This window comes from Serratia sp. 121840015-1, assembly GCF_053627655.1.
This window is the reverse complement of record NZ_JBSEYF010000003.1, coordinates 135333-159101: the sequence shown is the minus strand read 5'-3', so window position 1 is coordinate 159101 and position 23769 is coordinate 135333. Positions and strand designations below refer to the sequence as shown.

Sequence of the window (23769 nt, the reverse complement as noted above, 5' to 3'; positions counted from 1 at the left end):
AAATGCCCGCACACATGAAACGACAATTGAGCCTTTGTTATTGAGGTCGTTAGATGAGACTTAAGAAATACAATAAAAGTATTGGGATGCTGTCATTAATCGCAGGCACTGTATTGCTCAGTGGCTGCGATATGGTTTTGATGAATCCCAAAGGAGCAATTGGTGTTGAGCAACGGACACTGATTATCACTGCAATCGCGTTGATGTTGATCGTGGTGGTGCCAGTTATCTTCATGGCGTTCGCCTTTGCCTGGAAGTATCGTTCTTCCAACAAAGACGCCAAGTACAGTCCGAACTGGGCCCACTCCAACAAGATCGAAGCGGTCGTCTGGACCATTCCTATCATTATCATCGCCATCCTTGGCACCATTACCTGGAAGACTACCCACGAACTCGACCCGTTCAAGCCGATTGTCACCGACAAGAAGCCGATGACGATCGAAGTGGTGTCGCTCGACTGGAAATGGCTGTTCATCTACCCGGAACAAGGCATTGCGACCGTTAATGAGCTGGCTTTCCCGAAAGATGTTCCAGTCGAATTCAAGATCACCTCTAACTCGGTAATGAACTCGTTCTTTATCCCGCAGTTGGGTGGACAGATTTATGCGATGGCCGGCATGCAGACCAAACTGCACCTGATCGGCAACGAAGCCGGTGCCTACAAGGGCATCTCCAGCAGCTACAGCGGCGCAGGCTTCTCCGGTATGAAATTCACCGCGATCGTTACCCCGACCGAAGGCGACTTCGATCAGTGGGTGGCCAAGGTGAAGGCATCGTCTAAAAACCTGAACACCACCGACGACTTTAACAAACTGGCAGAGCCGAGTGAAAACAACCCGGTTGAGTACTTTGCCGCTGTCAAACCGAATTTGTTCAAAGAAACAATTGCCAAATTCATGGGCGACATGGATATGCACAAGGGCGCTGGCGCGCACGAAGGCATGGACATGAGCCAAGGTATGGACATGGGTGAACATGCTGCTCACGCCGGAGCCGAGGAATAACTGATGTTGGGAAAATTAACACTTGATGCGGTTCCGTACCACGAACCGATCATCATGGTCACCGTAGCCGCAATTATTGTCGGGGGCCTGGCAGTGCTGGCGCTGCTGACATATTTCGGCAAATGGAAGTGGCTGTGGAGCGAATGGCTGACTTCGGTCGACCATAAAAAAATTGGTATCATGTACATCATCGTGGCGATGGTCATGCTGCTGCGCGGCTTCGCCGACGCCATCATGATGCGTAGCCAGCAGGCGTTGGCGTCCGCCGGCGAAGCCGGGTTCCTGCCACCGCACCACTACGACCAGATCTTCACCGCGCACGGCGTTATCATGATCTTCTTCATGGCGATGCCTTTCGTAGTCGGCCTGATGAACGTCGTGGTGCCGCTGCAAATCGGTGCGCGCGACGTCGCCTTCCCGTTCCTGAACTCCCTGAGCTTCTGGTTCTTCGTGGTGGGCGTTGTGCTGATCAACATCTCCCTGGGGGTCGGTGAGTTCGCTCAGACCGGTTGGCTGGCGTATCCGCCGCTGTCCGGTAAAGAGTACAGTCCTGGCGTCGGGGTCGATTACTGGATCTGGAGTCTGCAGATTTCCGGTCTGGGTACCCTGCTGACCGGCGTGAACTTCTTCGCCACCATTCTGAAGATGCGTGCCCCTGGCATGCCTATGATGAAGATGCCGGTGTTCACTTGGGCGGCCCTGTGTACTAACGTCCTGATCATCGTTTCTTTCCCAATTCTGACCGTCACCATCGCGCTGCTGACCCTGGATCGCTATCTGGGCACCCATTTCTTCACCAATGATATGGGCGGCAATATGATGATGTACATCAACCTGATTTGGGCCTGGGGTCACCCAGAGGTGTATATCCTGGTTCTGCCGGTGTTCGGCGTGTTCTCTGAAGTCACCGCGACCTTCTCTAGAAAACGCCTGTTCGGCTATACCTCACTGGTATGGGCAACCATCGCGATCACCGTTCTGTCGTTCATCGTCTGGTTGCACCACTTCTTCACCATGGGGTCCGGCGCGAACGTTAACGCCTTCTTCGGTATCGCCACCATGATCATTTCCATCCCGACCGGGGTGAAAATCTTCAACTGGCTGTTCACCATGTATCAGGGCCGTATCAAACTCAACTCCGCGATGCTGTGGACCGTTGGCTTCATCATCACCTTCTCCGTAGGTGGTATGACCGGCGTTCTGCTGGCGGTGCCGGGCGCGAACTTCGTGCTGCACAACAGCCTGTTCCTGATCGCTCACTTCCACAACGTCATCATCGGCGGCGTGGTGTTCGGTTGCTTCGCGGGCCTGACCTACTGGTTCCCGAAATCCTTCGGCTTCACGCTGAACGAAAAATGGGGCATCCGCGCGTTCTGGTTCTGGATCATCGGCTTCTTCACCGCCTTCATGCCGCTGTACGCATTGGGCTTTATGGGCATGACCCGTCGTATCAGCCAGAACATCAACCCTGAGTTCCACCCTCTGCTGCTGGTTGCAGCCGGCGGTGCGGCGCTGATCGCCTGCGGCATCCTGTGCCAGCTGATCCAGATCTTCGTCAGTATCCGTGACCGCGAACAGAACCGCGATCTGACCGGTGACCCATGGGGCGCTCGTACTCTGGAGTGGTCAACTTCGTCTCCACCGCCGTTCTATAACTTTGCCGTAGTGCCGCAGATTCATGACCGTGATGAATTCTGGGACATGAAAGAAAAAGGCGAAGCGTATAAGAAACCGGCTAAATACGAACCGATTCATATGCCTAAGAACACCGGCGCCGGCGTGATCATCGCCTTCTTCAGCCTGGTCTTCGGTTTCGCAATGATTTGGGAAATCTGGTGGATGGCTCTGGCCGGCTTCATCGGTATGATCGTTGTCTGGATCGGCAAGAGCTTCGATCACGATGTTGACTACTATGTGCAGGTTGATGAAATCGAGCGCATTGAGAACCAACACTACGAACAAATCCGTAAAGCAGGCGTGAACCATGTCAACTGAAACTCTGACCAATCATAACGCAGCCCATGCAGAGCATGGGCACCACGACGCGGGTGGAACCAAGGTCTTCGGATTCTGGATCTACCTGATGAGCGACTGTATTTTGTTTGCGAGCTTGTTCGCGACTTATGCAGTCCTGGTGAACGGGACCGCCGGCGGTCCCTCAGGCAAAGACATCTTCGACCTGAAGTTTGTCCTGGTCGAAACTTTCCTGCTGTTGTTCAGCTCCATCACCTACGGCATGGCGATGATCGCCATGAACAAGGGTAAAGTTGGCGGTGTAAACACCTGGCTGTTCCTGACCTTCCTGTTTGGTCTGGGCTTTGTGGCGATGGAAATCTATGAATTCCATCACCTGATCGCCGAAGGCTTCGGTCCGGATCGCAGCGCGTTCCTGTCCAGCTTCTTCGCGCTGGTCGGCACCCACGGTCTGCACGTAACTTCCGGCCTGATTTGGATCATCGTGATGATGATTCAGGTGAGCAAGTTCGGCCTGACCGCGACCAACAAAACCCGCCTGATGTGCCTGAGCCTGTTCTGGCACTTCTTGGACGTGGTCTGGATCTGCGTATTTACCGTTGTCTACCTGCTGGGGGTTATGTAATGAGCCATTCATCCCATGAAACCTCTCACGGCGGCGCAAGCCACGGCAGCGTGAAGTCATACCTGGTCGGCTTTATCCTGTCGATCATCCTGACGGTAATTCCATTTGCGATGGTAATGAACGGCACTGCCTCTCATTCCACCATCCTGGCGGTTGTTGTCGGTATGGCGGTTATCCAGGTGGTTGTTCACCTGGTTTACTTCCTGCACATGAACACCTCATCGGAAGAGCGCTGGAACCTGGTGGCATTGCTGTTCACCGCTATGATCATCGGTATCGTTGTTGTAGGTTCACTCTGGATTATGTACAACCTCAACATCAATATGATGGTCGATTAAGAGCTGAGCTGCACGTGATGATTAAGCAATACCTGCAAGTCACTAAACCAGGAATTATTTTCGGCAATTTAATTTCTGTCGTTGGGGGATTCCTGCTCGCTTCCAAAGGGAGCATCGACTATCCCCTGTTTCTCGCCACCCTGGTGGGTGTCTCGTTGGTGGTCGCGTCGGGCTGTGTGTTTAACAACTACATCGACCGCGACATCGACAAGAAAATGGAGAGAACGAAGAATCGGGTGCTGGTAAAAGGCCTGATCGCGCCGAGTGTCACCCTGGTTTATGCGACCGTGTTGGGTATTGCGGGCTTCGCGTTGCTGTATATCGCGGCCAACCCGCTGGCCATGTGGCTGGCGGTGATGGGCTTCGTGGTTTATGTCGGCGTTTACAGCCTGTACATGAAACGCCACTCGGTCTACGGCACGCTGATCGGCAGCCTGTCGGGCGCCGCGCCGCCGGTTATCGGCTATTGCGCGGTGACCAACGAGTTCGACGCCGGCGCGTTGATCCTGCTGGCTATCTTTAGCCTGTGGCAGATGCCGCATTCTTATGCGATCGCTATCTTCCGCTTTAAAGATTACCAGGCGGCCAACATTCCGGTCCTGCCGGTGGTGAAAGGCATTTCCGTCGCCAAGAACCACATCACGGTCTACATCCTGGCGTTTATGATCGCCACGCTGATGCTGACCTTGGTAGGTTATGCCGGCTACAAGTACCTGATCGTCGCTGCGGCGGTGAGCGTATGGTGGCTCGGCATGGCGCTGCGCGGTTACAAGACCGAAAACGACAGCGTCTGGGCGCGTAAACTGTTCGTGTTCTCCATCGTCGCCATCACCTCGCTGAGCGTGATGATGTCGATCGACTTCAGCGCCACGGCGGCGCCTGAAGCGCTGGTGACCTACGTTTGGTAAGCCAAATCATCTGTGAATGGGCCGCTTTTGCGGCCCATTTTATTTGTCACGCCGAAAAGCGGCCGAACTGTAATATCTGTTAAACAACATTCGATTTACCCCCCCTGCCCTGCACACTAAAATGACGCAGCTTTACAGAAGTCATGCCATCAGGCGCTGTTTCAACGTCTGATGGCATGGTTTTTACCGAGGTTTGATGTGAACGATAATTCAATGACCCCGCAGGAGCGCCGCGCCACCTGGGGATTGGGCACCGTATTCTCCCTGCGCATGCTCGGCATGTTTATGGTACTGCCGGTGCTGACCACCTACGGCATGGCGCTCAACGGCGCCAGCGAAGCGCTGATCGGCATCGCCATCGGCATCTACGGCCTGGCGCAGGCGGTGTTTCAAATCCCGTTCGGCCTGGTGTCCGATCGCATCGGCCGCAAGCCGCTGATCGTCGGCGGCCTGCTGATCTTTGCCCTCGGCAGCGTGATCGCCGCCGCGACCGATTCGATCTGGGGCGTGATCCTCGGCCGCGCGCTGCAAGGCTCCGGCGCGATCGCCGCCGCGGTCATGGCGCTGCTCTCCGATCTGACCCGCGAGCAGAACCGCACCAAGGCGATGGCGTTTATCGGCGTCAGCTTCGGCATCACCTTTGCCATCGCCATGGTATTGGGCCCTATCATCACCCACGCCTTCGGCCTGCATGCGCTGTTCTGGATGATCGCCGTACTGGCGCTGGCCGGCATTGTCATCACCCTGGCGGTAGTGCCTTCCGCCGACACTCACCTGCTGAACCGCGAGTCCAGCATCGTGCGCGGCAGCTTCCGCAAAGTGCTGAGCAACTCGCGCCTGCTGAAGCTCAACTTCGGCATCATGTGCCTGCATATCCTGCTGATGTCGAGCTTCGTGGCGCTGCCGCTGGCGATGGAAAAAGCCGGGCTGGCGGCCAGCGAGCACTGGATCGTCTACCTGGTCACCATGCTGGTATCGTTCGCCGCCGTGGTGCCTTTCATCATCTATGCCGAAAAATATCGCCGCATGAAGCAGGTCTTTATGGGCTGCGTGGCGGTGCTGTTCTGCGCCGAAGTGCTGCTGTGGCTCTCCGGCGCGCACCTGTGGGGCATCATCGCCGGCGTGCAGCTGTTCTTCATGGCCTTCAACGTGATGGAAGCCATTCTGCCTTCGCTGATCAGCAAAGAGTCACCGGCCGGCTACAAGGGCACCGCGATGGGGGTCTACTCCACCAGCCAGTTTATCGGCGTGGCGATCGGCGGCAGCCTCGGCGGCTGGCTGTACGGTTTGCAGGGGGCGGGCTTGGTGTTTATCGCCGGCGCCGTACTAGCCGCGCTCTGGTTCCTGGTCAGCAGCACCATGAAAGAACCGCCGTATGTCAGCAGCCTGCGCATTACGCTGTCGGAACTGGCGGTGAAAGATTCGGCGCTGGAAAGCCGCCTGAAGGCGCAGCCCGGCGTGGCCGAGGCGATCGTAGTGCCGGAAGAGCGCAGCGCCTACGTCAAGGTGGATACCAAGCAGACCAATCGCGGTCAGCTGGAAGCGCTGGTCAATTCGCTGTAAAGAATCAGGGCCGGCAATGCCGGCCCCGTAGAGATTAATCGCGGAAGTTCTTGAACTGGAACGGCTGCCCCAGATCGCCGCCGCGCACCAGCGCCATCACGCTCTGCAAATCGTCGCGTGACTTACCGGTCACCCGCACTTCTTCGCCCTGGATCTGCGCCTGCACCTTCAGCTTGCTGTCTTTGATCAGCTTGACGATTTTCTTCGCCACAGAGGTTTCAATCCCCTGCTTCAGCTTGGCTTCCACGCTGTAGGTTTTACCGCTGTGGGTAAACTCTTCCGGGATCTCCAGCGCGGCGCCGTCGATGCTGCGCTTGCTCAGCTTTTCGCGCAGAATATCGAGCAGCTGCTGCACCTGGAAATCAGACTCGGTGGCAACCTTGATGCTTTGGTCTTTCTCGTTTAGCTCAAAGCTGGCCGGCACGTTGCGAAAATCCCAGCGGGTGCCGAGATCGCGGGTGGCGTTCTCAACGGCGTTACGCACTTCCTGCATATCAATTTCGGAAACGATGTCGAAAGATGGCATACTTCTTCCTCCTGAATGAGTGCCTAATAGCTTAGGCGATTTTGATGCCGAGCATGATAACCGCTTTGCCGCCTCAGACAAAATCTGCTGAACGCACGCAGGGATAGCGCTTCGGGCTGCCATAAAGCCTATAGTTAATTCACGGTAATTGAGCGGTATTCCCGTGTTTCCAAGGAGACTGAATGAAAATAACCATTCTTGGTTGCGGCGCGCTCGGACAACTGTGGCTCTCCCGGCTGTATCAGCAGGGCCACGATGTACAGGGATGGCTAAGAGTGCCGCAGCCTTTTTGCGCGGTGAACGTGATAGAGCCGGAAGGCGTCTCGTTTAATCGCAACTTGCCCACTAACGATCCAGAGCACCTTGCGCAAAGCGAGCTGCTGCTGGTGACGCTGAAAGCCTGGCAGGTGTCCAGCGCGGTCAGCGCACTGCTGCCGAAGCTGAACCCCCAGTGCGCCATTTTGCTGCTGCACAACGGCATGGGCACCCAAGAGGAGCTACCGCCGAACGGCCAGCCGATCCTGCAGGGCACCACCACCCACGCCGCGCGCCACGAAGGCAGCACCATTATCCACGTCGCCACCGGCATCACCCACATCGGCCCGACCTCGCCGGCCGCCCAGCACCTCAGCCACCTGGCGGAAGTGCTGCATCAGGCGCTGCCCGACGTTGCCTGGCACAACAACATCGCCTCGGCCAACTGGCGCAAGCTGGCGGTCAACTGCGTGATCAACCCGCTGACGGCGCTGTACGGCTGCCGTAACGGCGATCTGCAGCGCTACCCGGAACAGATCGAAACGCTGTGCCGTGAAGTCGCCAGCGTGATGGCGATGGAGGGCTACCACACCTCCTGCGAAGGCCTGATGCAATACGTGATGGACGTGATCCATAGCACCGCCGACAACGTTTCGTCGATGCTGCAGGACATCCGCAACCAGCGGCACACCGAGATCGACTACATCACCGGCTATCTGCTGCGCCGCGCGCGCAGCCACGGCCTCACGCTGCCGGAGAATGCGCGGCTGTTTGAACTGATTAAACGAAAGGAAAATGAATATGAGCGTATCGGCGCTGGTCTGCCTGGCACCTGGTAGCGAAGAAACCGAAGCCGTCACTGCCATCGATCTGCTGGTGCGGGCGGGCGTAAAAGTCACTACCGCCAGCGTTGCCGGCGACGGCGAGCTGACTATCGTCTGTTCGCGCGGCGTCAAACTGCTGGCCGACGCGCCGCTGGTGGCGATCGTCGATGAGCCGTTCGACGCCATCGTGCTGCCCGGCGGCCTGAAAGGCGCAGAATGCTTCCGCGACAGCCCGCTGCTGGTAGAAAAGGTGCGGCAGATGCATCTGCAGGGCAACATCGTCGCCGCCATCTGCGCGGCACCGGCGCTGGTGCTGCAGCACCACGATCTGTTCCCGGTCGGCAACATGACCGGCTTCCCTGGCCTGAAAGACCAGATCCCGGCGGATAAATGGATGGAGCGCCGCGTGGTGTACGACGCCCGCGTCAACCTGCTCACCAGCCAGGGGCCGGGCACCGCGATGGAGTTCGCGCTGAAGCTGATAGACCTGCTGCTCGGCAAGGCCAAAGCGGCGGAGATCGCCGCGCAGCTGGTGCTGATCCCGGGGATGTACGATTTTCGCGACTGAGCGGCTTGCCGATAAAAAAAGGGCTGAACACCGGTTCAGCCCTTGTCGTTTATGCCGCTGCGTGCGTTACGGGCGATAAACCTTCACGTTGCTGAAGCCTTGCTCCAGCAGGTACAGCGCCTGCAGGCGGCTCATCACGCCGCGCTCGCAATACAGCAGATAGGTTTTGCTCTGATCCAGATCGCCAAACTGGGTGCTCAGCTTGTAGAACGGTAGCGCTTTCACTTCAACCTGTTCCAGCTGCAGCGGCTTCTCTTCCTGCTCGTCGTTGGAGCGGATATCCAGGATCACCTCGTCGGCGCCGAAGGCCGCGACGGTTTCCACCTCGGTGACCTGCTCCTGCGCCTGCTCGGCGATAGAGCGAATATCGACGTTCTTCGCTTCGCTCACCACCCGGTCGAGAATGCTGAAATCGAAGTGGCTCTCTTCCTCTTCGATCTTGGCCTTGATCGCTTTCACCGTCGGGCTCTTCGAAATCACACCGCAGTATTCCGGCATGGTTTTGGCGAAGTCTTCGGTGCCGATTTCGCGCGCCAGTTTGATGATGTGCTCTTTATCGTGCGAGATCAGCGGACGCAGGATCAGGGTATCGGACGCATTGTCGATCAAACGCAGGTTGGTCAGCGTCTGGCTGGAGACCTGCCCCAGCGCCTCTCCGGTCACCAGCGCCTGCACGCCGTAGCGTTCGGCCACTTGCGAAGCAGCGCGGACCATCATGCGCTTGAGCACCACGCCCATCTGGCCGTCGTCGACCTTCTCCAGGATCTCACCGACCACCGGCTCGAAGTCGATGGCAACGAAGCGCACCTTGTGCGAGCTGGCGAAGCGATTCCACAGGTAGTGCGCCACCTGCTTCACGCCGATCTCGTGCGCGGCGCCGCCCAGGTTGAAGAAGCAGAAGTGCACGCGGCAGCCGCGGCGCATCAGCATGTAGCTGGACACGCCCGAGTCGAAACCGCCGGAAATCAGCGACATTACGTCTTCCTGAGTGCCGACCGGGTAACCGCCGATGCCTTCGAGGCGGCGTTTGACCAACATCAGCTTGTCGTCTTCGATCTCCAGGTTTACCGTGACCTGCGGGCGGGTCAGGTTAACGCGCGCGCTTTCGATGTGTTGGTTCAGGCCGCCGCCGACGTAGCGCTCCACGTCCTGCGAGTTGAACGCCTGCTTGCCGCGGCGCTTGACGCGCACGCAGAAGGTTTTGCCTTCCAGCTGGGCGCGGTAGGCTTCCAGCGTCTGCTCAAAGATGTGGTGGATATCGGTATAAGCGCGATCTTCCACTTCCAGAATATGGTGGATACCGGGAATACGCGTCAGGGCGTCAGCAATGATCGGCCGCTGGTTTTCATCTTTGGCGCGAACTTCGATATGATCCCAGTGACGGACGACCGCCAGCGTTTCATCATACTGCTTCAGGACGTTGCGAATATTGGTCGAGAGAATCTTGATAAAGCGCAAGCGCACAGATTGGCTCTTGATGGTGATTTCCGGGAACAATTTAATGATAAACTTCATGGCGGTCTTTGTTGTCAGATAAGAATTACGGCGCGGAGTATATCACCATATCGCCGTGCTCTGCGCACAAAACCACACATGAGCGCCATGATTTGCTAATCAAGATCCGCTAGGATAGGCTCTGGCGCCACGGTTCACATGATGACGTAAAAAGAAAATTATGCCGAAAAAACCAGCACAATCAGCCAGTACAGAGCAAACTGCCAGCTTTGAAAGCGCCCTCGGCGAGCTGGAAAGCATCGTGACGCGCCTGGAGTCAGGCGAACTGCCGCTGGAAGACGCGCTAAACGAGTTCGAACGCGGTGTACAGCTGGCGCGTCAGGGCCAGCAGAAACTGCAACAGGCGGAACAGCGTGTGCAGATACTTCTTAACGACAGCGCCGACGATGCGGCGCTGGCGCCTTTCACACCGGATGCCGAGTAACCGACATGTCTGAGATCGCCCCATCGGCCGCTTTTGCCGATCAACTGCAGATTTTCCGCCAGCGCGCCGATCGCGCGCTGCTGGACTTCATCGCCCCGCTGCCGTTCAACGATGGCAACATGGTGGCGGCGATGCGTCACGGCGCCTTACTGGGCGGCAAGCGCCTGCGCCCGTTCCTGGTGTACACCACCGGCCAGATGTTCGGCGTGTCGCTGGCTAACCTGGACGCGCCGGCGGCAGCGGTGGAATGCATTCACGCCTACTCGCTGATCCACGACGATCTGCCGGCGATGGACGACGACGATCTGCGCCGCGGCCAGCCGACCTGCCACATTAAATTCGGCGAAGCCAACGCGATACTGGCCGGCGATGCGCTGCAAACGCTGGCGTTTTCGATCCTGGCCGATGCCGAAATGCCTGACGTGGCCCTGCGCGATCGGCTGGCGATGGTCTCTGAACTGGCGGCCGCCAGCGGCGTAGCCGGCATGTGCGGCGGCCAATCGCTGGATCTGGAAGCCGAAGGCAAGCGCGTTGATCTGCAGGCGTTGGAGCAGATCCATCGCCATAAAACCGGCGCGCTGATCCGCGCGGCGGTGCGCCTGGGCGCGCTGAGCGCCGGCGAAGCCGGGCGAGCGGCGCTGCCGCAGCTGGATCGTTATGCCGCCGCGGTCGGCCTGGCGTTCCAGGTGCAGGATGACATTTTGGACGTTGTCGGCGAGACTGAGAAAATCGGCAAGCGCCAGGGAGCGGACCAACAACACGGAAAGAGTACCTACCCGGCGTTACTCGGGCTTGACAGCGCGAAAGCAAAAGCGTGGGATCTCTATCAGGAAGCATTAGCTGCATTGGACACTTTGGCAGCGCAATCTTATAACACAGCGCCATTGCGAGCGTTAGCCAGCTTCATTATTGAACGCGACAATTAACGTGTGACGTTAACTCCTCTGATATGAGTATCGAATGAGTCTTGATATAGCCAAATACCCAACCCTGGCGCTAGCGGAAAACCCCGAGGAACTCCGCTCGCTGCCCAAAGAGAGCTTGCCGAAGCTGTGCGATGAGCTGCGGCAATACCTGCTGAACAGCGTCAGTCGCTCCAGCGGCCACTTTGCCTCCGGGCTGGGTACCGTCGAACTGACGGTGGCGTTGCATTTCGTCTACAACACGCCGTTCGATCACCTGGTGTGGGACGTCGGCCACCAGGCCTACCCGCACAAAATTCTGACCGGCCGCCGCGACCGTATCGCCACCATTCGGCAAAAGAACGGCCTGCATCCGTTCCCGTGGCGCGCCGAAAGCGAATACGACGTGCTGTCGGTCGGCCACTCATCGACCTCGATCAGCGCCGGCCTCGGCATGGCGGTGGCGGCAGAGCGTGAAGGCAAAGGCCGCCGCACGGTGTGTGTGATCGGCGACGGCGCCATCACCGCCGGCATGGCGTTCGAAGCGATGAACCACGCGGGCGACATCAATCCGGACATGCTGGTGGTGCTGAACGACAATGAGATGTCGATCTCGGAAAACGTCGGCGCGCTGAACAATCACCTGGCGCAGCTGCTGTCCGGCAAGCTTTACTCCACCCTGCGCGAAGGCGGCAAGAAAGTGCTGGCCGGCGTGCCGCCGATCAAGGAGCTGGTGAAACGCACCGAAGAGCACCTGAAAGGCATGGTGGTGCCGGGCACGCTGTTCGAAGAGCTGGGCTTTAACTACATCGGTCCGGTAGACGGGCACGACGTGCAGGGGCTGGTTGCCACGTTGAAAAACATGCGCGATCTGAAAGGCCCGCAGCTGTTGCACATCATGACCAAGAAAGGCCGCGGTTACGCACCGGCGGAGAAGGATCCGATCAGCTTCCACGCCGTACCGAAGTTCGATCCTGCCAGCGGTACGCTGCCGAAAAGTGCCGGCGGTCTGCCGACCTATTCGAAAATCTTCGGCGACTGGCTGTGTGAAACCGCCGCCAAAGACAGCTCGCTGATGGCAATCACGCCGGCCATGCGCGAAGGCTCCGGCATGGTGCAGTTCTCCCGCGACTACCCGCAGCAATATTTCGACGTGGCGATTGCCGAGCAGCACGCGGTTACCTTCGCCGCCGGGCTGGCGATCGGCGGCTACAAACCGGTGGTGGCGATCTATTCCACCTTCCTGCAGCGCGCCTACGATCAGCTGATTCACGACGTGGCGATCCAGAACCTGCCGGTGATGTTCGCCATCGATCGCGGCGGCATCGTCGGCGCCGACGGCCAGACTCACCAGGGGGCGTTCGATCTGTCGTTCATGCGCTGCATCCCGACCATGGTGATCATGACGCCGAGCGACGAGAACGAATGCCGCCAGATGCTGTATACCGGCTATCACTACAATGCCGGCCCGAGCGCCGTGCGCTATCCGCGCGGCACCGGCACCGGCGCGGCGCTGGAGCCGCTCAACCTGCTGCCGATCGGCAAAGGCGTGGTGCGCCGCCAGGGGGAAAAGATCGCTATTCTCAACTTCGGCACCCTGCTGCCGGAGGCTGCGCAAGCGGCGGAAGCACTCAACGCCACGCTGGTCGACATGCGCTTCGTCAAACCGCTGGACGAGCAGCTGGTGCTCGAACTGGCCGCCAGCCATGAAACGCTGGTCACGCTGGAAGAGAACGCGATCATGGGCGGCGCCGGCAGCGGCGTCAACGAACTGCTGATGGCCAAACGCCGTCCGGTGCCGGTGCTGAACCTCGGCCTGCCGGACAGCTTCGTCTCGCAGGGCACCCAGGAAGAACTGCGCGCCGATCTGGGGTTGGATGCTGCTGGCATTCAGCGCCAAATCGAAACCTGGCTGGCGCAGTAATCGCCACTCGCGCCTGACAAAACGCCTCCGCCCTCGGGGGCGTTTTTGTTTCCGCCCCCTCTCGCCGAGATCCGCGCTACAGTTACTGTCTGAGCTGTGAATGGGAGGCAAGCATGAAGTACCTGAAACTGGGCAACACCGATCTGAACGTCTCGCGCATCTGCCTGGGTTGCATGACCTACGGCGAACCAAACCGCGGCAATCACGCCTGGACGCTGCCGGAAGAGAGCAGCCGTCCGCTGCTGAAACAGGCGCTGGAAGCCGGCATCAACTTTTTCGACACCGCCAACAGCTATTCCGACGGCAGCAGCGAGGAAATCCTCGGCCGGGCGCTGCGCGACTATGCGCGCCGCGAAGACGTGGTGATCGCCACCAAGGTGTATTTCCCGCTGAGCAACCTGAAGCGCGGTTTATCGCGCGTCAACATCATGCAGTCCATCGACGACAGCCTGCGGCGCCTGGGCACCGACTATGTCGATTTGCTGCAAATCCATCGCTGGGATTACGAAACGCCGCTGGAAGAGACGCTGGAAGCGCTGCACGACGTGGTGAAAGCCGGTAAGGCGCGTTACATCGGCGCCTCCTCGATGTACGCCTGGCAGTTCGCCAAGGCGCTGTATACCGCCGATCTGCACGGCTGGACGCGCTTCGTCAGCATGCAGGATCAATACAACCTGATTCAGCGCGAAGAAGAGCGCGAAATGCATCCGCTGTGCGCCGCCGAAGGCATCGCCGTGCTGCCGTGGAGCCCGCTGGCACGCGGCCGCCTGACCCGCCCCTGGGGCGAAACCACCGCGCGGCTGGTTTCCGACCGGTTCGGCAAGAGCCTGTATGAGGAAACTGAAGGCATCGACGCCATTATCGCCGAGCGCGTCGCCAGCCTCGCCGAGGAACGCGGCGTTTCACGCGCACAGATCGCGCTGGCCTGGCTGCTGAACAAACCGGCGGTCAGCACGCCGATCGTCGGCGCTTCGCGCAGCGAACAGCTGGACGACGCCATCGCCGCGGTCGATTTGAGTTTGTCGCCGCAAGAGGTCGCGGAGCTGGAGACGGCTTACGTGCCGCATCGGGTGACGGGATTTGAATAAGAGAGACGGGCGCGAAACAGCGCGCCCGTCTGTCAGAACAGCCCGATCGGCCAGTGGTGCCCAATCAGGTAGATGATGCCGGCGGACAGCACGCCGGCGATGATATCGTCGACCATGATGCCCATGCCGCCATGCACGTTGCGGTCGAACCAGCGGATCGGCCACGGTTTCCACATATCCAGAATGCGGAAGATGACGAAACCGGCGGCAACCCAGCGCCAGTCGTTGACCGGCAGCGCCATCAGCGTGATCCACATGCCGACGAACTCGTCCCAGACGATGCTGCCGTGATCGTGCACCTTCATGTCTTTTGCCGTGCGGTGGCAAATATAGACGCCGATGCAGATGCTGAACATCACCGCCAGCGAGTAAAGCTGCCACGGTAGCTGGATCAGCAGCAGCCAGAACGGGATCGCCGCCAGCGATCCCATGGTGCCCGGCATCACCGGCGACAAACCGCTGCCAAACCCGGTGGCCAGCAGGTGCCACGGATTGCTCATCCGCAGCCGACGCTTGGCTTCATCCATGGGTGCCCGGCTCCGCGTTGAAATGATCGAACCCAATCCAATCCAGCTCTACCGCTTCGTCGTTGCGATAATAGCGGATGCCTTCAGACAGCGGGCCAATTTGGCCGATGCAGGTGTAGTCGGCCCCGAGGTGGCTCAGCGCCACTTCCAGCGCGCCGCGGTTGATCTCCGGCACGGTGAAGCACAGCTCATAATCTTCGCCGCCCGCCAGCGCCCAACGCAGCGCCTGCTCGGCATCGGCGTGGCCGCTCAGCGCCTGCGACATCGGCAGCTCGTCCAGCACGATGCGCGCGCCACAGTCGCTGGCCTTCAGGATATGCTTCAGATCGGAAATCAGGCCGTCGGAGATGTCGATCGCCGAGCTGGCCAGATCCCGCAGCGCCTGCCCCTGCAGCACCCGCGGCTGCGGCCGCAGATGGCGGGCGACCAGATAATCGCGCGCCGCCGCATCCTTCACCGCCAGGCGATCCTGCAGGATCGCCAGACCGGCGGCGCTGTCGCCCAGCGTGCCGGTCACATAGATCCAGTCGCCGATGCGCGCACCGCTGCGGGTCAGCGCCCGGCCGGCCGGGATCAGCCCCTGAATGGTCAACGTCATGCTCAGCGGGCCGCGCGTGGTATCGCCGCCGATCAGTTGCATGCCGTAATAGTTGAGCTGGTCGAACAGGCTGTCGCTGAAGGCCTTCAGCCAGGGCTCGTCCACCTCCGGCAGGGTCAGCGCCAGCGAAAGCCAGGCCGGATCGGCGCCCATCGCCGCCAGATCGCTCAGATTGACCGCCAGCGCCTTATAGCCGAGATCGGCCGGATCGATGTCCGGCAGGAAGTGAATGCCCGCGACCAACGTATCGGTACTGACGGCCACCAGCTGTTTTTCCGGCACTGCCAGCAGTGCGCAGTCATCTCCAATGCCCAACTGTACATCCCGGCGCACGCGCTTAAACCGGTCAAAATAGCGGGCAATGAGGTCAAATTCGCCGCATGCCATATCGATATTCCACTAGAAGAAATTAAGGCCGGGAATGCCGGCCTTAAAGTTTTACTTTTTCTTGCGAAGGGTTGGCGCCACTTTATCCAGCACCCCGTTCACAAACTTGTGGCTGTCTTCCGCGCCGAAGGTTTTCGCCAGTTCGATCGCTTCGTTGATTGCCACCTTGTAAGGGACATCCTCGCGCATTTTCAGTTCAAACAGCGCGACGCGCAGCACCGCGCGCTCCACCTGGCCCAGCTCTTCGAGCTGACGCGACAGGTAAGGCGCCATCAGTTCGTCCAGCATACCTGCATTCACTGCCGCGCCGGACAGCAACTCGCGAAAATAGGCGACGTCAACATCTTTGACATCCTGCTCCGTCAGGAACTGGTGTTCAACATCGGCAAGGTCGTTTTTAGACAACTGCCAAGAGTAAAGCGCTTGAACAGCGCACTCACGAGCGCGGCGACGAGCAGCAGGTTTCACGGAATTCCCCTTAACTAAATTCAGGCTTTAATAGCTTTGATAACATTAATCATTTCAAGTGCGGTCAGCGCGGCTTCAGCGCCCTTGTTGCCCGCTTTGGTGCCGGCGCGTTCGATCGCCTGCTCGATGCTTTCGGTGGTCAGCACGCCAAAAGCAACCGGGATTTCGGCATTCATCGCAACGTTGCCGATGCCGGAGCTGGCTTCGCCCGCCACATATTCGAAGTGCGCGGTGCCCCCACGGATAACGGTGCCCAGCGCGATAACCGCGTCGTATTTGCCGGTTTTGGCCAATACGCTCGCCGTCAGCGGCAGCTCGTAAGCGCCCGGGACCCAGACAACGGTGATGTTGTCGTCAGCAACCTGACCAATGCGTTTCAGCGCGTCGATGGCGCCTTCCAGCAGGCTGTCGTTGATGAAATTGTTAAAACGTGCAATTGCGATCGCCACACGGGCATTTGGAGTAGCAACAACACCTTCGATAACTTTCATGGGCTTTCCTTAAAAATGGGTTCAATACCCCGCAGGGGGGCGGATTCTATCATATTCTTTCATCGCCTGCGCGGCGCTTTTGTAAAACCGGCGCGCGGGCGCGAGATTCAGTGTTTCGCCCGCAGGCGCAAACGCAGATCGGGGCCGACCTGACGCACGTCGCTAAAGACGAATTCCGGCGCGTCGGCCAATCGCTCCAGGCCCGGCAGGTGGCACAGGCCACGGCCATTATCGCCCAACAGTTTCGGCGCGATGTACAAAATGAGCTCATCCACCAGGCCGGCCTGCAGCAGCGCGCCGGCCAGCGATGCGCCCGCCTCCACCCAGATTGAATTCACCTGGCGCTTGGCCAACAGCATCATCATCACCACCAGATCGACGCCGCCGCCGTGCGCCGGGCAGATAAACTGCTCAACGTCTTGCGGCCAGGTCTGTTCATCCGCCTGCAGGCGCGCCAGCCAGGTGGCGCCCGGCTGCTGCACCACGCGGTGCTGCGGGGTAATGCGGTTTTGGCTGTCGAGCAGGATGCGCAGCGGCTGGCGTAGATTGTCGCGCGGATAGAGGCGCTGCGTCTCGGCGTCCAATTCATCCCAACGCACCGTCAGCGACGGATCGTCCGCCAGCACAGTGGCGCTGGTGCTGAGAATGGCGGCGCTCTGCGCGCGCAGGCGCTGCACGTCCTGACGCGCTTCGGGTGAGGTGATCCACTGGCTCTCGCCGGAGGCCATCGCCGTGCGGCCGTCCAGCGACGCGCCCAGCTTCAGCTGCACGTAAGGGAAGCCGGTGCGCATGCGCTTGAGGAAGCCCAGATTGACCGATTCGGCCTCGGCCAGCATCAGGCCGTGCCGCACCTCGAGGCCGGCCTGCTGCAGCTTGTACAGCCCGCGCCCCGCCACCTGCGGGTTAGGATCTTGCATCGCCGCGACCACCCGCGTCACGCCGGCGGCCACCAGCGCATCGGCGCAGGGCGGCGTGCGGCCGTGATGGCTGCACGGCTCGAGCGTAACATAGGCGGTGGCGCCGCGCGCCTTGTCGCCCGCCATGCGCAGCGCGTGCACTTCCGCGTGCGGCTCGCCGGCGCGCAGATGGTAGCCTTCACCGACAATTTCGCCGTCGCGCACGATAACGCAGCCGACGTTCGGATTGGGCGCGGTGGTAAAACGCCCCAGCCGCGCCAGTTCGAAGGCGCGCGCCATGTAAAATTCGTCGTGATGCATGAAAGATCCTTTAGTCTTGCAGGCGGGCAATCTCTTCGCCGAACTCGCGCACGTCTTCGAAGCTGCGGTACACCGACGCGAAGCGAATATAGGCGACCTTATCCAGCTTTTTCAGCGCGTCCATCACCAGATTGCCCACCAACTTGGTCGGCACTTCGCGTTCGCCGGTGGCGCGCAGTTGGGATTTGATATGGTTAAGGGCGTTTTCCACGTCGTCCGAGCTGACCGGGCGCTTTTCCAGCGCTTTCAGCATGCCGCGGCGCAGTTTGTCTTCGTTGAACGGCTCGCGCACCTCATCGCTTTTAATCACTCGCGGCATCACCAGCTCGGCCACCTCAAAGGTGGTGAAGCGTTCATTGCACACCAGACACTGGCGGCGACGGCGCACTTGCGAACCGTCCCCCACCAGGCGGGAATCAATGACTTTGGTATCAACGGCGGCGCAGAAAGGGCAATGCATAACACGTCCTGATAAACGTTTTTTATAGATAAATGCAGTTTACCCCGAAGTGCAGCCACAACAAAGGGCGGCGGCCATTTGTTGCGACACGCGGCCAGGAAGCGGCGCCGATATGACTTTCCCCTCCGGGCGGACTAAGCTGATAGCAGGAGATTCAGCATAGGAAATCGCCGTCATGACAACCTGTTACCCCAAAATCGCCCTGCTCGCCGCCGCCGTGTTGCTGGCGGGCTGCGCGCACAACGCCGCCGTGCCTCAGCTGCGCCATCAGGTCGCCGCGCTGAACCAGAAAGTGAGCGTGCTGACCGATCAAACCACCGCGCTGGAGCGGCAGAATCAGCTCAATCAGCACTCCGACAACGGCGTCTACCTGCTGCCGGCAGCCCGGAGCGCCGCCCGTTTGCAGAGCAGCCTCGGCGAACTGAGCGTTTCGCTGAGCCACATCAAGAGCGAAGCCAACGGCACGCAGGCGCAGCTGCATGTGCGCATCCTCTCGCAGGCCACGCTGCCGCCGTTCAACGCAGTGGTAGAATGGGGCCCACTGGATGAAGCCACCGGCCGGCCGTTGACCGCCGAGGCGCTGTCGCAACCGATCGCCAGCGCCGATTCGCTGCTGCCGAAGCCCGGCCAGGACTTCGAACTGCGCTTCAGCGGCCTGACGCCGGAACAGCTGGGCTATATCCGCCTGCACAGTCTGGTTTCGACCGCCCAACCGGCGGTGGTGCAGCCGCACTGAAACCCGAAGCAAAAAAAAGGAGCGCCATCGGCGCTCCTTCTCATTTCGCTGAATACTGCGACGGTTAAGGCAGAATCGAAGGCTGATCTGCGCCCTCTTTTTCCACTTTTTGCTGCAGCATGTGTTCGCGTTTCATCCCCAGCTTCAACGCCAGCGCGGACGCGACGTAGATGGAGGAAACGGTACCGATCGACACGCCGATCAGCATCGCCAGCGAGAAGCCTTGCAGCATCGCGCCACCGAAGATGTACAGCATCAGCACCACCATCAGGGTGGTCCCGGAAGTCATCAGCGTACGGCTCAGCGTCTGGGTCAACGACACGTTCATGATTTCGTAAGGCGTACCGCGGCGGATCTTGCGGAAGTTCTCACGAATACGGTCGGAGACCACGATGCTGTCGTTCAGCGAGTAACCGATAACCGACATCAGGGACGCGACGATGGTCAGGTCAATCTCGATGTGGAACAGCGACAACACGCCCAGCGTGATGATCACGTCGTGCGCCAGCGCGATAACCGCCCCCAGCGCCAGGCGCCATTCGAAGCGGAAACCGACGTAGATCAGGATACAGATCAACGCCACCAGCAGCGCCATGCCGCCGGTTTGCGCCAGTTCGCTGCCCACGCTCGGGCCGACGAATTCGATGCGCTTCACAGTGGCATTTTTATCCACCGAGTCGTTGATCACGCCGATCACCTTGTTGCCCAGTTCCTGGCCTGCGGTGCCGGTCGCCGGTGGCATACGCACCATCACGTCGCGGCTGCTGCCGAAGTTCTGGATGATCGGATCCTGGAACCCGGCCTTCTCCAGCGTATCGCGCATCAGGTCGAGATTGGCCGGTTTCTCCAGGTTGATTTCAATCACCGTACCGCCGGTGAAATCCAGACCCCAGTTAAACCCGCGCACCGACATGGTGGCGATCGACGCGACCAACAGCACCAACGAGATGCCGAAGGCCACGTAGTCCCAGCGCATAAAGTCGTAGACTTTACGGCCGTAGTTGAGTTGCTCAACAGTATAATCCTGTGCCACAACGCACTCCTCAGATAGACAGCTTGTTAATGCGTTTGCCGCCGTAAAGCAGGTTGACGATGGCACGGGTACCGACAATCGCGGTGAACATGGACGTCGCCACACCGATAGCGGTGGTGATCGCAAAGCCTTTGATCGAACCGGTGCCCACTGCGTACAGGATGACCGCGGTGATCAGCGTGGTGATGTTGGCGTCGACGATACTGGAGAACGCGCCTTTATAGCCTTCATGGATCGCCTGCTGAACGGACCTGCCGTTCTTCAGCTCTTCCTTGATACGTTCGTTAATCAGTACGTTGGCGTCAACCGCCACCGCCAGCGTCAACACGATCCCGGCAATGCCCGGCATGGTCAGCGTCGCCCCTGGCAACAGGGACATCACGCCGACGATCAGCACCAGGTTGGCGACCAGCGCCGTGGTGGCGATCACGCCGAACTTACGGTACCAGACCACCATGAAGACGATGGACGCCACCAGGCCCCACAGACAGGCTTCCAGACCTTGGGTAATGTTCTGCTGACCCAGGGTTGGACCGATGGTGCGCTCTTCGACGATCTGAATCGGCGCGATCAGCGCGCCCGCACGCAGCAGCAGCGAAAGCTGACGCGCTTCGTTCGGGTTGCCGATACCGGTGATGCGGAAGCTGTTGCCCAGACGCGACTGAATGTTCGCCACGTTGATCACTTCTTCCTGTTTCACCAGCACCGCACGGCCGTTGGCGTCTTTCTTGCCGCTGTCCTTATACTCCACGAACAGGGTCGCCATCGGCTTACCGATGTTATCCTTGGTGAAGTTGGACATGGACGTGCCGCCGGCGCTGTCCAGCGAGATGTTAACCTGCGGCTGGTTGTATTCGTCGGTGCTCGAGGTAGAGTCGGTGATGTGGTCACCGGTCAGGATCACGCGCTTGTACAGCACGATCGGCTGGCCGTCACGGGTGTATTTCACCTCGGAGTCGCCCGGCACGCGGCCGTTGGCCGCCGCAGTGGCGTCCGCATTGGTGTTCACCAGACGGAATTCCAGGGTCGCGGTGGCGCCCAGAATTTCTTTGGCGCGCGCGGTGTCCTGAATGCCCGGCAGCTCGACCACGATGCGGTCGGCGCCCTGGCGCTGCACCAGCGGTTCGGCGACGCCGAGCTGGTTGACGCGGTTACGCAGGATAGTGATGTTCTGCTGGACGGCGTATTCGCGCGCTTCGCTCAGACGGGCGTCCGTCAGGCTGGCTTTCATGGTGTTGGCGCCGTTGGCGGACAGCACCAGATCGCGCTGACGCGGGCCGATGTAGCTGATGGCCTGGTCGCGAGCCGCATCGTCACGGAAGCGAACTTCCACGCCGTTGTTGTCCAGCTTGCGGATAGACGCGTAAGGAATGCCCTTCTCACGCAGCTCGCTGCGCAGGGTATCCATGGTCTGTTCCTGCAGCTTACTCAGCGCGGTGTCCATGTCCACTTCCATCAGGAAGTGCACGCCGCCGCGCAGGTCCAGGCCGAGTTTCATCGGCTCTGCGCCCAGCATGGCCAGCCAGGTCGGCGTGGCCGGCGCCAGGTTCAGCGCCACGACGAATTTGTCACCCAGCTCGGTCACCAGCGCTTCGCGGGCGCGCAGCTGAACGTCAGGATCTTTAAAGCGAGCCAGGATGGCGCCATTTTCCAGCGCAATCGACTTGCTCGCGATGTTGTCTTTTTCTAATACGGTACGGACCTGGTCCAGCGTAGTTTCACTGGCGGCGACGCCGCGCGCGCCAGTGATTTGTACGGCCGGATCCTCACCGTAGATGTTGGGAAGCGCATAAAGCAGACCGACGAGGATCACGACGATCAACATCAGATACTTCCACAAAGGATAACGGTTTAGCACGGCAATTCCCTTCGGGAAAAAAGATTACAGGGCCTTCATGGTACCTTTCGGCAGAACGGCCGCCACGAAATCACGCTTGATCATCACTTCCGTGGTGTCGTTCAGCGCGATGGCGATGATGCCGGTGTCGGCCACTTTGGTCACGCGACCGATCAGGCCGCCGGTGGTCAGCACTTCGTCGCCTTTACCGATGGAGTCCATCAGCTTCTTGTGATCTTTAGCGCGCTTCTGCTGTGGGCGCAGGATCATGAAGTAGAAGATCAGGCCGAACACCACCAGCATAATGATCAGAGAGTACGGGCTTCCCTGAGCCGGGGCCCCTGCGGATGCGACGGCGTCAGAAATGAAAAAGCTCATTGAAATTCCCTCATTAAGTTATCAATTATTAGATCAAGCGTTTAAAGGCGGAATCGGCTTGCCGATCCGACCATAGAAATCCGCAACAAACTGCTCTAATTTACCCTCTTCGATAGCCTGGCGTAAACCCGCCATGAGGCGCTGGTAGTGACGCAGGTTATGAATCGTGTTCAGTCGAGCACCCAATATTTCGTTGCAACGGTCGAGATGGTGCAAGTAGGCGCGGCTGTAATGGCGACACGTGTAGCAATCACAGTCCTTATCCAGCGGAGAAGTATCATCCTTGTGCTTGGCATTACGGATTTTTACCACACCGTCAGTCACGAACAGATGGCCGTTGCGGGCGTTGCGGGTCGGCATGACGCAGTCGAACATGTCGATGCCGCGACGCACGCCTTCCACCAAATCTTCCGGCTTGCCGACGCCCATCAAATAGCGTGGCTTATCTTCCGGAATTTGCGGGCAAACGTGTTCAAGAATGCGATGCATATCCTCTTTCGGCTCGCCTACAGCCAAGCCGCCCACAGCGTACCCGTCAAAGCCGATATCCACCAGCCCTTTGACGGAAACATCACGTAAATCTTCGTAAACACCGCCCTGAATGATGCCGAACAGCGCGTTTTTATTTTCCAGCTCGTCGAAACGCTTGCGGCTGCGCTCCGCCCAGCGCAGCGACATTTCCATCGAACGCTTGGCGTAGTCCCAGTCGGCCGGATACGGCGTACATTCGTCGAAGATCATCACGATGTCGGAACCCAGGTCATACTGGATTTCCATCGATTTTTCCGGGCTCAGGAACACCTTGTCGCCGTTGATCGGGTTGCGGAAGTACACGCCTTCCTCTTTGATCTTGCGCATCGCCCCCAGGCTGAATACCTGGAAACCGCCGGAATCGGTAAGGATCGGCCCATGCCACTGCATGAAGTCGTGCAGATCGCCGTGCAGTTTCATGATCTCCTGGCCCGGGCGCAGCCACAGGTGGAAGGTGTTGCCCAGCAGGATCTGTGCGCCGGTCTCTTTCACTTCTTCCGGCGTCATGCCCTTGACCGTGCCGTAGGTACCGACCGGCATAAAGGCCGGGGTTTCCACCACGCCGCGGTCGAAGATCAGGCGGCCGCGACGCGCGCGGCCATCGGTAGTTTGTAGTTCGTACTTCACAAAGCCTCCAGCATCAGAGAAACAGTCTGATGTCGTTGAAA

The 23769-nt window shown here is 59.4% G+C and carries 25 protein-coding genes; 13 read left to right on the top strand and 12 right to left on the bottom strand.

Translation table 11 applies throughout. The features are described 5' to 3' along the window. Positions 1 to 53 precede the first annotated feature (53 nt). The 6 genes from cyoA to ACUXAC_RS17020 all read left to right on the top strand — a co-directional run bounded on the left by cyoA (position 54) and on the right by ACUXAC_RS17020 (position 6412). Positions 54 to 1004, top strand: a complete 951-nt coding sequence (gene cyoA, locus ACUXAC_RS17045; protein ID WP_060423364.1) for a cytochrome o ubiquinol oxidase subunit II — start codon at positions 54 to 56, stop codon at positions 1002 to 1004. A 3-nt stretch (positions 1005 to 1007) separates the two neighbouring features. Continuing rightward, positions 1008 to 2999, top strand: a complete 1992-nt coding sequence (cyoB, locus tag ACUXAC_RS17040) for a cytochrome o ubiquinol oxidase subunit I (protein WP_033637313.1) — start codon at positions 1008 to 1010, stop codon at positions 2997 to 2999. Continuing rightward, the gene (locus tag ACUXAC_RS17035) at positions 2989 to 3603 is read left to right on the top strand and encodes a cytochrome o ubiquinol oxidase subunit III (protein WP_100396221.1); all 615 of its coding nucleotides are present in this window, start codon (positions 2989 to 2991) and stop codon (positions 3601 to 3603) included. The genes cyoB and ACUXAC_RS17035 overlap by 11 nt, the downstream gene beginning before the upstream one ends. Next, positions 3603 to 3941 (top strand): cytochrome o ubiquinol oxidase subunit IV, encoded by a 339-nt coding sequence (locus tag ACUXAC_RS17030; RefSeq protein ID WP_159317702.1) that lies wholly within the window; start codon positions 3603 to 3605, stop codon positions 3939 to 3941. Before ACUXAC_RS17035 ends, ACUXAC_RS17030 begins: the two co-directional genes overlap by 1 nt. Positions 3942 to 3958: 17 nt before the next feature. Then, complete coding sequence (gene cyoE / locus ACUXAC_RS17025) at positions 3959 to 4849, top strand: heme o synthase (RefSeq protein ID WP_015376842.1); 891 nt, start codon at positions 3959 to 3961, stop codon at positions 4847 to 4849. Between the two features lie 198 nt (positions 4850 to 5047). Next, positions 5048 to 6412, top strand: a complete 1365-nt coding sequence (locus tag ACUXAC_RS17020; RefSeq protein WP_060423360.1) for an MFS transporter — start codon at positions 5048 to 5050, stop codon at positions 6410 to 6412. A gap of 34 nt (positions 6413 to 6446) precedes the next feature. Here ACUXAC_RS17020 and ACUXAC_RS17015 read toward each other — a convergent pair whose 3' ends face one another. After that, the gene (locus ACUXAC_RS17015) at positions 6447 to 6938 is read right to left on the bottom strand and encodes a YajQ family cyclic di-GMP-binding protein (RefSeq protein ID WP_025301759.1); all 492 of its coding nucleotides are present in this window, start codon (positions 6936 to 6938) and stop codon (positions 6447 to 6449) included. A 182-nt stretch (positions 6939 to 7120) separates the two neighbouring features. Between ACUXAC_RS17015 and panE the strand changes: the two genes are divergently transcribed. Together panE and yajL are read left to right on the top strand one after the other, a co-directional pair. Next, positions 7121 to 8032, top strand: a complete 912-nt coding sequence (panE, locus tag ACUXAC_RS17010) for a 2-dehydropantoate 2-reductase (RefSeq protein WP_089185561.1) — start codon at positions 7121 to 7123, stop codon at positions 8030 to 8032. Continuing rightward, entirely contained in the window at positions 7995 to 8585 is a 591-nt protein-coding gene (yajL, locus tag ACUXAC_RS17005; RefSeq protein ID WP_063918839.1) for a protein deglycase YajL, read from the top strand. The genes panE and yajL overlap by 38 nt, the downstream gene beginning before the upstream one ends. Positions 8586 to 8651: 66 nt before the next feature. On the opposite strand, the gene thiI is transcribed toward yajL, so the two are convergent. Then, the gene (gene thiI, locus ACUXAC_RS17000) at positions 8652 to 10100 is read right to left on the bottom strand and encodes a tRNA uracil 4-sulfurtransferase ThiI (protein ID WP_047728729.1); all 1449 of its coding nucleotides are present in this window, start codon (positions 10098 to 10100) and stop codon (positions 8652 to 8654) included. A gap of 160 nt (positions 10101 to 10260) precedes the next feature. Here thiI and xseB point away from each other — a divergent pair, with 160 nt between their 5' ends. From xseB to ACUXAC_RS16980, 4 genes are all read left to right on the top strand, one after another. Continuing rightward, complete coding sequence (gene xseB, locus ACUXAC_RS16995; protein ID WP_015376838.1) at positions 10261 to 10524, top strand: exodeoxyribonuclease VII small subunit; 264 nt, start codon at positions 10261 to 10263, stop codon at positions 10522 to 10524. Positions 10525 to 10529: 5 nt separating this feature from the next. Continuing rightward, positions 10530 to 11450, top strand: a complete 921-nt coding sequence (gene ispA / locus ACUXAC_RS16990) for a (2E,6E)-farnesyl diphosphate synthase (RefSeq protein WP_197788179.1) — start codon at positions 10530 to 10532, stop codon at positions 11448 to 11450. 34 nt (positions 11451 to 11484) lie between these two features. Then, on the top strand, positions 11485 to 13350 hold the full coding sequence (gene dxs, locus ACUXAC_RS16985; protein ID WP_084826751.1) for a 1-deoxy-D-xylulose-5-phosphate synthase: 1866 nt from the start codon (positions 11485 to 11487) through the stop codon (positions 13348 to 13350). Positions 13351 to 13463: 113 nt separating this feature from the next. Further along, on the top strand, positions 13464 to 14438 hold the full coding sequence (locus ACUXAC_RS16980) for an aldo/keto reductase (protein ID WP_387443461.1): 975 nt from the start codon (positions 13464 to 13466) through the stop codon (positions 14436 to 14438). A gap of 32 nt (positions 14439 to 14470) precedes the next feature. Here ACUXAC_RS16980 and pgpA read toward each other — a convergent pair whose 3' ends face one another. From pgpA to nrdR, 6 genes are all read right to left on the bottom strand, one after another. Further along, a complete protein-coding gene (gene pgpA / locus ACUXAC_RS16975; protein WP_004940382.1) occupies positions 14471 to 14965 on the bottom strand; it encodes a phosphatidylglycerophosphatase A in 495 nt (164 codons plus the stop codon). Then, positions 14958 to 15950 (bottom strand): thiamine-phosphate kinase, encoded by a 993-nt coding sequence (thiL, locus tag ACUXAC_RS16970; protein WP_060440581.1) that lies wholly within the window; start codon positions 15948 to 15950, stop codon positions 14958 to 14960. Before thiL ends, pgpA begins: the two co-directional genes overlap by 8 nt. 51 nt (positions 15951 to 16001) lie before the next feature. Beyond that, positions 16002 to 16418 carry a transcription antitermination factor NusB gene (gene nusB / locus ACUXAC_RS16965; RefSeq protein WP_004940384.1) on the bottom strand — a complete coding sequence of 139 codons (417 nt, stop codon included), beginning with the start codon at positions 16416 to 16418 and terminating at the stop codon, positions 16002 to 16004. 20 nt (positions 16419 to 16438) lie between these two features. Then, the gene (ribH, locus tag ACUXAC_RS16960) at positions 16439 to 16909 is read right to left on the bottom strand and encodes a 6,7-dimethyl-8-ribityllumazine synthase (RefSeq protein WP_004940385.1); all 471 of its coding nucleotides are present in this window, start codon (positions 16907 to 16909) and stop codon (positions 16439 to 16441) included. A 107-nt stretch (positions 16910 to 17016) separates the two neighbouring features. Next, positions 17017 to 18126: a bifunctional diaminohydroxyphosphoribosylaminopyrimidine deaminase/5-amino-6-(5-phosphoribosylamino)uracil reductase RibD gene (gene ribD / locus ACUXAC_RS16955; protein WP_087763278.1), complete on the bottom strand. Its 1110-nt coding sequence runs from the start codon at positions 18124 to 18126 to the stop codon at positions 17017 to 17019. Positions 18127 to 18136: 10 nt separating this feature from the next. Continuing rightward, complete coding sequence (nrdR, locus tag ACUXAC_RS16950; protein WP_004940387.1) at positions 18137 to 18586, bottom strand: transcriptional regulator NrdR; 450 nt, start codon at positions 18584 to 18586, stop codon at positions 18137 to 18139. A 175-nt stretch (positions 18587 to 18761) separates the two neighbouring features. On the opposite strand from nrdR, the gene ACUXAC_RS16945 reads away from it, so the two are divergent. Further along, positions 18762 to 19322 carry a SadB/YajI family lipoprotein gene (locus ACUXAC_RS16945; protein WP_187322077.1) on the top strand — a complete coding sequence of 187 codons (561 nt, stop codon included), beginning with the start codon at positions 18762 to 18764 and terminating at the stop codon, positions 19320 to 19322. Between the two features lie 64 nt (positions 19323 to 19386). On the opposite strand, the gene secF is transcribed toward ACUXAC_RS16945, so the two are convergent. From secF to tgt, 4 genes are read right to left on the bottom strand one after another with little or no spacing between them, the layout of a single operon-like run. Beyond that, a complete protein-coding gene (gene secF / locus ACUXAC_RS16940; protein ID WP_019454209.1) occupies positions 19387 to 20355 on the bottom strand; it encodes a protein translocase subunit SecF in 969 nt (322 codons plus the stop codon). 10 nt (positions 20356 to 20365) lie between these two features. Then, a complete protein-coding gene (gene secD / locus ACUXAC_RS16935; RefSeq protein ID WP_071845295.1) occupies positions 20366 to 22213 on the bottom strand; it encodes a protein translocase subunit SecD in 1848 nt (615 codons plus the stop codon). A gap of 24 nt (positions 22214 to 22237) precedes the next feature. Next, on the bottom strand, positions 22238 to 22570 hold the full coding sequence (gene yajC, locus ACUXAC_RS16930) for a preprotein translocase subunit YajC (RefSeq protein ID WP_004940391.1): 333 nt from the start codon (positions 22568 to 22570) through the stop codon (positions 22238 to 22240). A gap of 33 nt (positions 22571 to 22603) precedes the next feature. After that, the gene (gene tgt, locus ACUXAC_RS16925; RefSeq protein WP_033647322.1) at positions 22604 to 23728 is read right to left on the bottom strand and encodes a tRNA guanosine(34) transglycosylase Tgt; all 1125 of its coding nucleotides are present in this window, start codon (positions 23726 to 23728) and stop codon (positions 22604 to 22606) included. Between the last annotated feature and the right edge of the window lie 41 nt (positions 23729 to 23769).